This window comes from Micrococcus sp. 093350064-1 (genome assembly GCF_053627955.1).
Genome location: NZ_JBSEYU010000019.1, coordinates 1 through 8,220, shown reverse-complemented (window position 1 = coordinate 8,220; position 8,220 = coordinate 1). Strand labels below are relative to the sequence as shown.

Below are 8,220 nucleotides of genomic sequence, written 5' to 3'. Positions count from 1 at the left end.
TCGGTCATCCTCAAAGTGACGCTGCCGGAGCGGGCGGACTTCTACCGCGAGTTCGTGGACCATCCCCGAGTGATCCGCGTCCTGGCCCTGTCGGGCGGCTATACCCGGGCCCAGGCCACCACCCTGCTGGCCCGCAACCACGGCGTGATCGCCAGCTTCTCCCGCGCCCTGACCGAAGGGCTGAGTACGGCCCAGAGCCCAGCGCAGTTCAATGCGGTGTTGGATGAGGCCATCAACGCGATCGCGACGGCCTCTCGCACCTGACCGGAGGCCATAGGACCGCTGCGGTAGTCTGCGGCCGCCGAAGCGGTGTCCGACCACCCCCCATTCCTGGGGCCGGGCACCGCCTCAGCGGCGTCTGCCGCGCAGTTCAACGGGCAGCCACCGAGGAGCGCACGAAGTCCTGGCGCACCCCCAAGGCGCGGTCGGTGCGCCGGATGGACTCGCCGCCGTCGTCGACGGTTCCGGTGAGGGCCCGGATCGCGTCGATGTTCTCGGGGACGACGATCGCCTGGTTGTCCACCGTGTAGGTGTAGTACAGCTCGTTGCCGTCCACGGTGAGGATGTCTTCCCAGAGGGCCACCTCATACATATCACCCCGGGGCCGGCCCAGGTCCTCCATGAGTTCCACGGTGCTATTGACCGCCACGACGCCGTCCGAGCGCCGGACGAAGGCGATCCGCGGCATCGCCCGGAACGCCTCCAACACCTCCTGCTTCTCGGCCGGGCGGGTGAGCTCGATCGTCCAGTAGTGCAGGTGGTTCTGAGTGTGGGCTCCCTTGGCGGCCATGGTGACCACGTCCAGGTCCGGGACCACCGACTGGGCGTCGGGCCCCTGATGGCTGGGGATTCGGCCCTCGGGGACGATGGTGTTCATGATCCCCGAGTGGTCCGATTCCCACGGATCGGTGGCCCGGCGGATGAGCACCCCCCGGGCCTTGGACAGCAGTCCGACGTCCTTCAGCGCGGTAAGGGCCCGGACGGTGGCGGTGGTATTGCAGGACACCACCCGGGTGCTGTCCCGGCCCAGGGCGGTGGCGTAGTTGGCGTGGGCGACGAAGGAGTGGCCGGTGAGATCGTGCTTCTCCCCGCCCTGGAACACGGATTTGACCCCGTGGGCACGGTAGAGCTCCAGGTTGCCGGCGCCCACCTGGGCCGGGGTGCAGTCCACCACGACGTCAACGTTCTCGAGCAGGTCGTGCAGGCCTCCGACGACGGGAAGGCCGGCATCCGCCATCACCGGTAGGGCCTGCTCGGTAGAGGCGTAGACGGGGATACCCTTCCCGGCCGCAGTCGCGATCCGGTAGTCAGCGATGACGTCACTGACTCCGACCAGCGCCATGTCCTCCTGGGCCCGGACCGCGTCGGCGACGCGTTTGCCGATGACCCCGTACCCGTTCACCGCGACCTTGATCTTGTCCTGCATGCTCGTCTCCTTTCCTGGAGGACCCGTTCCGGTTTCGGGGTCTATCGCCAGCCGCGTCTCACCGGATGCCCGCAGCGGACGACGGTGCTCAGAGCTTGTCGAGCATCTGTTGCATTTCGGTGATCTCGGCCTCCTGGTCGGCGATGACCTGCTCGGCGAGCTGCACGGCCTGCGGGTTCTGGCCGTCCTCGACCTCGTCCTTGGCCATGTCCACGGCGCCCTTGTGGTGGGCGGTCATCTGCTCCAGGTACAACCGGGCGGCCTCGGTGCCCTGGGCCTGCTCCAGGGCGGCCATGTCCTCCTCGGACATCATCCCGGACATCCCGCCGTGGTCCATGCCCTCCATACCGTCCGTGTCCACGGGGTCTTGGCCCCAGGCGGTGAGCATGGCGTTCATGCGCTCGATCTCCGGGCCCTGGGCGTCGATGACCTTCTGGGCGAACGCGGCCACCTCCGCCGGGACGTCATCCTTGGCCAGCAGCATCTCGCTCATCTCAACGGCCTGCTGGTGGTGCGGGATCATCATTTGGGCGAACATCACGTCCGCGTCGTTGTGCTCGGCGGAGACCTCCTCGGCCGAACCGGTCGCCGTGGTGGACGGTGTCGCGGTGGCCGTGGCCGCAGGGGTGGCGGCGGGGGCGGAGCTGGTCGCGGTGGCCGAGGCCTCAGCGCCGGCGTTCTCGTCCTGGGCGCCGGTGCCGCAGGCGGTCAAGGTCAGGGCGGAGGCCAGGGCCAGGGCGGTCAGCGTCATGGTGCGTTTCATGGTGGGTCCTTCCACAGTGGGTTGAGGGTTCATATCAGAGTTAGCGCCAAGAGGCGCGATCAGGAGGTCGCGGGTTGAAGGGCAGCCTGCGACCGGGGGCGCTCGAGAGGAGCCAGGTGCTCCGGGTCCAGGTCGATCCGGCGCAGCAGCTGGGCGTTGAGGGCCACCACGATGGTGGAGACGGACATCAGGATCGCGCCCACCGCGGGGGAGAGCACGAACCCGATCGGGGCGAGCACGCCGGCGGCCAGCGGCACGGCGAGCACGTTGTAGCCGGTGGCCCACACCAGGTTCTGGATCATCTTGGTGTAGCTGGCCTGGGAGAGCTCGATCATCGACAGCACCGCGCGGGGGTCGTTGCTGGCCAGCACAACGCCGGCGGACTCCATGGCCACGTCGGTGCCGGCGCCGATGGCGATGCCGACCTCGGCCCGCGCCAGCGCCGGGGCGTCGTTGACGCCGTCGCCCACCATGGCCACGGACAGTCCCCGGGACTGCAACTCGGTGACCTTGGTGTCCTTGTCCTGGGGGAGGACCTCGGCGAAGACCTCGTCGATGCCCAGGTCCGCCCCGACGGCCTCGGCGACCTGGCGGGCATCGCCGGTGATCATCGCGACCTTGATGCCGCGGGCGTGCAGGGCGGCCACGGCGGCCCGGGACTCGGGGCGGACCTTGTCCTCCACGGCGACCGCGCCGATAACGGACCCCTCGCGCAGCACGTGCAACACCCCGGCCCCGCGCGCGGTCCAGGAGGCGGTGTGCTCAGTGATCTCCGCCGGCATGGTCAGGTTAAGCTCGCGCAGCATGTTCGGGCCCCCGACGAGGATCTCGGAGCCGTCCACGGTGGCGCGCACCCCGCGGCCCATGGCAGCACTGAAGTCCGTGCCGCGCTTGCGCAACGTGCTGGCCTGCGGGTGCTGCCCGGCGGCGGTGACGATGGCCCGGGCCACGGGGTGCTCGCTGTCAGCCTCGGCCGCGGCGGCCACCGCCAGCAGTTCTGCCTCGGACACGCCGGGCATCGCGGTGACGGCGGTGACGACGTGGGCGCCCTCGGTCAGGGTGCCGGTCTTGTCGAACAGGACCACGTCGATGGTGCGCATCCGCTCCAGGGCCATCCGGTCCTTGATCAGGACCCCGGACTTGGCGGCCTTCTCCGTGGAGAGGGCGATCACCAGCGGGATGGCCAGGCCCAGGGCGTGCGGGCAGGCGATGACCAGCACGGTCACGGTGCGGGTGACCGCGTCGGTGGGCTGGCCGATCGCGGTCCACACGATCGCGGTGATGATCGCCGCGACCAGGGCGAACCAGAACAGCAGGGCCGCCGCCCGGTCGGCCAACGCCTGGGCGCGGGAGGAGGATTCCTGGGCGTCAGCGACCATCCGCTGGATCCCGGCCAGGGTCGTGTCGGTCCCGACGGCGGCCACCTTCACCCGCACGGTGTTGTCGGTGGCCACGGTCCCAGCGACCACCGTGTCCCCGGCCTGGCGCAGCACAGGCTTCGACTCCCCGGTGATCATCGCCTCGTCGAACTCCGCGGCGCCCTCGAGGATGGTCCCGTCGGCCGGCACCCGGGCCCCGGCCCGCACTAGCACCACATCGCCCACGGCCAACTCGGTGATCGGCACGGTGATGGTGTCACCGTCCACGACCTTCTCGGCCTCCTCCGGCAGCAGCGCCGCCAGCGCGTCCAAGGCGGAGGAGGCCGCGCCCAGGGCGCGCATCTCCATCCAGTGGCCCAGCAGCATGATGACCACCAGCAGCGCCAGCTCCCACCAGAAGTCCAGCATCAGGTCCCCGATGCCCAGGGTCGTGACCCAGGAGGCGACGAAGGCCACCGTGATGGCCATCGCGATCAGCAGCATCATCCCGGGCTGGCGGGCGCGCAACTCGGTCAGCCCGCCCTTCAGGAAGGGCATGCCGCCATAGAGGTAGATCACGGTGCCCAGCACCGGGGCGATCCACGCCGAGCCCGGGAACTCGGGGACGTGGTAGCCCAGCAGCTGCCCGACCATGTGGCTGAAGAACACCACCGGGATGGAGAGCACCAGTGAGACCCAGAACCGGTTCTTGAACATCGCGGTGGAATGCCCGGCGTGCTGACCGTGGTCGTGGACCTGGTGCTCCTCGTCCAGGGCCGAGTGGGCGTGGCCCTGGGGCATGGCCTGCCCGTGGGTGGCCGCGTCCGCGGGGTGGTGGGCGGCATGGTCGGTGTGGTTGGCGTGGCCGGCGTGGGGGTTCGGGTCTGGGTGTTCGGCGGTCTGGTCGGTGGGGTGATCGTGGTGGTGCGGGGTGCTCATGGTGTTCCTTCTGCTCGGCGGTCTGTTCGGCGACCGGCTCGGCGGTGGGGCGCCGACCTCGAGGGGATGGGTCGGTTAGATCCGGACGCGGTAGCCGGCCGCTTCGATGGCCGTCCGCACGGAGTCCGCGGAGGCGGGCCCGGTCACGGTGACGGGGGAGGCCCCGCCGGCGACCAGTTCGACCCGGACATCGTCCACCCCGTCCAGGGCGCTCACGGCCTCGGCGACGGAGCCCACGCAGTGTCCGCAGGTCATGCCCTCCACCTGGTAGGTCGCGTCGCCGGCGCTCGTCCCGGTTGGGTCGGCACTCTGGCGCCCGGCGGGGGCGGTGGCGTCGGCGGCTGGGGCGCAGCACGAGCAGCCGTTGGTGGCCCCCGGCAGCGGGGTGCGGGCGGATTCGGTCATGACGGTCTCCTTCAGGTCTGAGGGCGGCGCCGGACGGCGCCTCTCCTCTTGGTATATACCCCCTGGGGGTATCATTCAAGGGGTGGAGCGCCGGTGTTCACGGTGGATAAACGGGTGCGCCGGTAGGTGGGCTGGTCGGGGGGCTGCTTGGTGGGCAGGTCGATGGTGAACGTCGCCCCGGCCGTGGTGGAGGTGGCGCTCAGGGTGCCGCCGTGGGTCTGGATGAGAGCTCGGGAGATGGCCAGGCCGACCCCGGAGCCGCCGTGGTCACGGTCGCGGGCGGTGTCCCCGCGGTAGAAGCGTTCGAAGACGTGCGGCAGGTGCTCGGGAGAGATCCCCTCCCCGGTGTCGGTGACGCTGAGCGTGACCCCGGACGGGCTTTGTCGGGCCTCGAGGGTGACCCGGCCCCCGGCCGGGGTGTGGCGCAGGGCGTTGGTGAGCAGGTTGCCCAGGACCTGGCCCATGCGCTGGCGGTCCACGTCCACGGCCAGGCCCGGATCGGCGTCCATGGTCAGGGCCACGCCCTTGGTGGCGTAGGCCTCCTTGTGGGCCTCGGTCGCGGCATGCAGCAGCCCGCTGACCCCTTGGGGGCTGCGGTCCAGTTCGATCCGGCCCTCCTCGGCGCGGGAGACGTCGTTGATGTCCTCCACCAGCCGGGTCAACCGGGCCAGCTGCTCGCCCATCAGCTCACCGGTGGGCTCGTCCCAGTGGGACACCCCGTCTTGCAGGGCCTCGTGGTAGACGGTCAGCACGGAGACGGGGGTGCGCAGCTCGTGGGCCAGGTCCGAGAGCATCCGTCGACGGGTGTCCTCGGTGCGCTGAAGCCGTGCGGCCATGGTGTTGAAAGACCCTGCCAGCTCCTCCACCTCGGTGCCGGCGCCCATGGCCGGCACGCGGGTGTCGTACCGTCCACCGGCCATGGCCTTGGCCGCCTGGGTCAGGGCGTTGATCGGACTCTGGATCCGGCGGGCGACATTCCAGGTCAATGCCAGACAACAGATCAAGGCCGTGGCCAGGGCCACGCCCAGGGTCCAGAAATTGGCGTCCCGGTAGGCCTGCTCCACGTGCAGCACCTGGGCTGCATCGTGTCCGGCCCCGGCCTGTTCCAGGTGCTCGTGGAACAGTGGTGGGCCGGCCAGGGAGGCCACCACCACCGCGGCCAGCACGCTGGCCCCCACCACCAGCAGCTGGGCGAGGAAGAACCGGGCCGCTAATCCTTGGTAGCGCCGCCGGCCGGTCATTGCTCCGCCATCCGGTAGCCGACCCCGCGGACGGTGTCGATATAGCGGGCCGGGTCCGCGTCGAGCTTGCGGCGCAGGTTCTTGATGTGCACGTCCACGAGCCGTTCATCGCCCACCCAGGCCGGGTCCCAGACGATATCGATCAGCTGGCGCCGGGAGAAGGCCTGGTGCGGGCGCCCCGACAAGGCGGCCAACAGGTCGAACTCCGTGCGCGTTAGTTGCACCACCTGGCCCGACACGCGGGCCTCGTGGGCGGCCAGGTCGATGACCAGGTCACCGCAGACCCGTTCCGGTTCGGGGGCTGACACCGTTGTGCGCGGCCGGCGCATGACCGCCCCCACCCGGGCGACCAGCTCCCGGACGCTGAAGGGTTTGGTGATGTAGTCATCGGCCCCCACCGCCAATCCCTCCAACCGGTGGTGCTCATGGCCGCGGGCGGTGAGCATCAGCACATAGCACTCGGAGAAGGCCCGCACCCGCCGGCACACCTCGATCCCGTCCAGCCCGGGCAGGCCCAGGTCCAGGACCATCACGTCGGGCTCGTGAACCCGGGCGGCCTGCACTGCGGCCGGGCCGGTGTGGGTGAGGGCCACCTCGTAGCCGGCCCGCTCCAGGTAGGTGGCCACCATGCGCGCCAGCGGCTTCTCGTCATCGACCACCAACACCCGGCCGGCCGCCGGACCAGTCCCAGTGTCAGTCCCAGTGCCAGTGCCAGAATTCATGGGTCCAGTCTCGCTCTGTCTCGCGCCCCGGCGGCTCAGAACGGTGCCGGGGCGGGGAATCTTCATCGAATCTTCAAGGCAAACCGCCCCATCCCGGCGCGTCACCGGCCGACAATGGTAGATAGCCCCGCCTTTTGGCCCGGGGCGGAAAGGCTCCATGACCCCCCTGACCCGCAGAACCCTGATCGCCGGCGGGCTGACCCTGCTCGGCGCTGGCACCCTCACCGCCTGCGCCGCGCCGAACCCCGCGACATCCCCGGCGGCCGGCACCGGCACGCAGGGCACCGGCACGGCCATCACCCACGTCCATGCCCTCACCCGGGACCCCGAGTCCGGTGAGGTGCTGCTGGCCACCCACCAGGGCCTGTTCCGGCTCCAGGACGGGGAGCTGACCCAGGTCGGTCCGGTCGTGGACTTCATGGGTTTCACCCTGACTCCCGAGGGCCGCTACCTGGCCTCGGGTCACCCCGCACCGCGCACCGACCTGCCCGAGCCGCTGGGCCTGGCCGAGTCCACCGACCGGGGCCAGAGCTGGACGGTGCTCTCCCGCGGCGGCGCATCCGATTTCCACGCCCTGGCCGCCGGCCCGAACGGGGTCCTCGGCTTCGATGGGCAACTGCGCGCCAGCACCGACGGCCTCACCTGGCAGAGCCTTGAGATCCCCGTCGCCCCGGCATCGCTGGCGATCTCCCCCAAAACCGGGACCGTGCTGGCCACCACCGAAACCGGCATGTTGCGCTCGACCGACCACGGCGCGACCTGGACCACCCTGGACACCCCCCAGCTGATGCACCTGGTCGCCTGGGCCGATGACACCACCGCCGTGGGCGCCGGCACCGAGGGACACCTGCTGACCAGCACCGACGCCGGCGACACCTGGACCGCCAGCGACCGCCCGGTCGGCACGGCCACCGCCCTGGGAACGGGCATCACCGACGACGGGCAGACCGAAGCACTGCTGGTCGTCGGCTCGACCGTGCTGTCCACCACGGACGGCGGGAACACCACCGAATCGCTGCTGTGACCTCCCCCCGCCGCCCCCTGTCCGGCTGGCCCGCCCTTCGAACCGTTCTGGGCACCCTCGTGTTGATCCTGGGCCTGCTCGGGATGCACGCTGGTACGGGCACCAGCGCGGCTTGGGCCGCCACCGGTACGGCCGCCGCCACAACTGTTCATCACCTCGGGCCGGGCGCCATCGGTCCGGCCGGCATGGTGCCCGAGGTCGTGCTCCCGGCCGAGCCTGCCGGGGATGAGGCAGCCGACCCCGGGTTGCCGGTCTGTGCCCTGGAGGCCGTGGACGATACCTGCGCCTCGGCCCTGACCAAGGCACCTGTCGTGTCCCACTTGGCCTCCCGGGCCCTCCTGC

At 70.6% G+C, this 8,220-nt stretch carries 8 protein-coding genes and 1 pseudogene; 3 read left to right on the top strand and 6 right to left on the bottom strand.

Annotated features, from left to right (window positions below; all coding sequences use genetic code 11):
- Positions 1-264, top strand: a pseudogene (locus ACUW6W_RS11425) (fructose bisphosphate aldolase); the annotation flags it as partial.
- A gap of 106 nt (positions 265-370) precedes the next feature.
- Here ACUW6W_RS11425 and ACUW6W_RS11420 read toward each other — a convergent pair.
- The 6 genes from ACUW6W_RS11420 to ACUW6W_RS11395 form a co-directional block, all read right to left on the bottom strand.
- On the bottom strand, positions 371-1,426 hold the full coding sequence (locus ACUW6W_RS11420) for a type II glyceraldehyde-3-phosphate dehydrogenase (protein WP_002854314.1): 1,056 nt from the start codon (positions 1,424-1,426) through the stop codon (positions 371-373).
- Positions 1,427-1,514: 88 nt separating this feature from the next.
- A complete protein-coding gene (locus ACUW6W_RS11415) occupies positions 1,515-2,189 on the bottom strand; it encodes a DUF305 domain-containing protein (protein WP_060974078.1) in 675 nt (224 codons plus the stop codon).
- Positions 2,190-2,248: 59 nt separating this feature from the next.
- On the bottom strand, positions 2,249-4,486 hold the full coding sequence (locus ACUW6W_RS11410) for a copper-translocating P-type ATPase (RefSeq protein WP_060974077.1): 2,238 nt from the start codon (positions 4,484-4,486) through the stop codon (positions 2,249-2,251).
- Positions 4,487-4,561: 75 nt separating this feature from the next.
- Positions 4,562-4,891: a heavy-metal-associated domain-containing protein gene (locus ACUW6W_RS11405; protein ID WP_060775536.1), complete on the bottom strand. Its 330-nt coding sequence runs from the start codon at positions 4,889-4,891 to the stop codon at positions 4,562-4,564.
- 71 nt (positions 4,892-4,962) lie between these two features.
- Positions 4,963-6,132 (bottom strand): sensor histidine kinase, encoded by a 1,170-nt coding sequence (locus ACUW6W_RS11400; protein ID WP_060974076.1) that lies wholly within the window; start codon positions 6,130-6,132, stop codon positions 4,963-4,965.
- A complete protein-coding gene (locus ACUW6W_RS11395) occupies positions 6,129-6,854 on the bottom strand; it encodes a response regulator transcription factor (RefSeq protein ID WP_060974075.1) in 726 nt (241 codons plus the stop codon). Before ACUW6W_RS11395 ends, ACUW6W_RS11400 begins: the two co-directional genes overlap by 4 nt.
- A 157-nt stretch (positions 6,855-7,011) precedes the next feature.
- Between ACUW6W_RS11395 and ACUW6W_RS11390 the strand changes: the two genes are divergently transcribed.
- On the top strand, positions 7,012-7,878 hold the full coding sequence (locus ACUW6W_RS11390; RefSeq protein WP_036340675.1) for a F510_1955 family glycosylhydrolase: 867 nt from the start codon (positions 7,012-7,014) through the stop codon (positions 7,876-7,878).
- Positions 7,875-8,220 (top strand): hypothetical protein (locus ACUW6W_RS11385; protein ID WP_233569978.1); only part of this gene is annotated, 346 nt, incomplete at its 3' end. The genes ACUW6W_RS11390 and ACUW6W_RS11385, both read left to right, overlap by 4 nt.

Bases quoted from the DNA above. Each gene is read 5' to 3' on its own strand.
- ACUW6W_RS11420 (WP_002854314.1), bottom strand. From the start codon at position 1,426: ATGCAGGACAAGATCAAGGTCGCGGTGAACGGGTACGGGGTCATCGGC.
- ACUW6W_RS11415 (WP_060974078.1), bottom strand. From the start codon at position 2,189: ATGAAACGCACCATGACGCTGACCGCCCTGGCCCTGGCCTCCGCCCTG.
- ACUW6W_RS11410 (WP_060974077.1), bottom strand. From the start codon at position 4,486: ATGAGCACCCCGCACCACCACGATCACCCCACCGACCAGACCGCCGAA.
- ACUW6W_RS11405 (WP_060775536.1), bottom strand. From the start codon at position 4,891: ATGACCGAATCCGCCCGCACCCCGCTGCCGGGGGCCACCAACGGCTGC.
- ACUW6W_RS11400 (WP_060974076.1), bottom strand. From the start codon at position 6,132: ATGACCGGCCGGCGGCGCTACCAAGGATTAGCGGCCCGGTTCTTCCTC.
- ACUW6W_RS11395 (WP_060974075.1), bottom strand. From the start codon at position 6,854: ATGAATTCTGGCACTGGCACTGGGACTGACACTGGGACTGGTCCGGCG.
- ACUW6W_RS11390 (WP_036340675.1), top strand. From the start codon at position 7,012: ATGACCCCCCTGACCCGCAGAACCCTGATCGCCGGCGGGCTGACCCTG.